At 62.7% G+C, this 611-nt stretch carries 2 pseudogenes; both read left to right on the top strand.

Annotation, left to right across the window (positions count from 1 at the left end):
• Positions 1-127: 127 nt before the first annotated feature.
• Positions 128-241, top strand: a pseudogene (locus BFP92_RS31625) (allophanate hydrolase); the annotation flags it as partial.
• A gap of 109 nt (positions 242-350) precedes the next feature.
• Positions 351-464, top strand: a pseudogene (locus tag BFP92_RS30950) (allophanate hydrolase); the annotation flags it as partial.
• Positions 465-611 lie beyond the last annotated feature (147 nt).

The following is a 611-nucleotide window of genomic DNA, read 5'->3' as shown; positions in this document are numbered from 1 at the left end:
GGACTTTTCAGCCACTAAGGATCGTTCCCACGCTCTGCGTGGGAATGCCTCTTGTGACGCTCTGCGTCACGCTTTGGGACGCGGAGCGTCCGGGGCTGCATTCCCACGCAGAGCGTGGGAACGATCAATGCAGCCGAACCAGCGGGCGGGGTTTGTGGCGGTGACGTTGGAGGAAGCCTTGGAGGCGCGGCGGGTCTACAAAAAGCGGCTCAAGGCCATGGCAGGACTTTTCAGCCACTAAGGATCGTTCCCACGCTCTGCGTGGGAATGCCTCTTGTGACGCTCTGCGTCACGCTTTGGGACGCGGAGCGTCCGGTGCTGCATTCCCACGCAGAGCGTGGGAACGATCAATGCAGCCGAACCAGCGGGCGGGGTTTGTGGCGGTGACATTGGAGGAAGCCTTGGAGGCGCGGCGGGTCTACAAAAAGCGGCTCAAGGCGATGGCGGGACTTTTCAGCCACTAAGGATCGTTCCCACGCTCTGCGTGGGAATGCCTCTTGTGACGCTCTGCGTCACGCTTTGGGACGCGGAGCGTCCGGGGCTGCATTCCCACGCAGAGCGTGGGAACGATCAATGCAGCCGAACCAGCGGGCGGGGTTTGTGGCGGTGAC

The sequence above is a fragment of the Pseudomonas sp. 58 R 3 genome (genome assembly GCF_900006605.1).
Taxonomy (GTDB): Bacteria; Pseudomonadota; Gammaproteobacteria; order Pseudomonadales; family Pseudomonadaceae; genus Aquipseudomonas; species Aquipseudomonas salomonii.
This window is presented reverse-complemented; position numbering and strand designations above follow the sequence as displayed.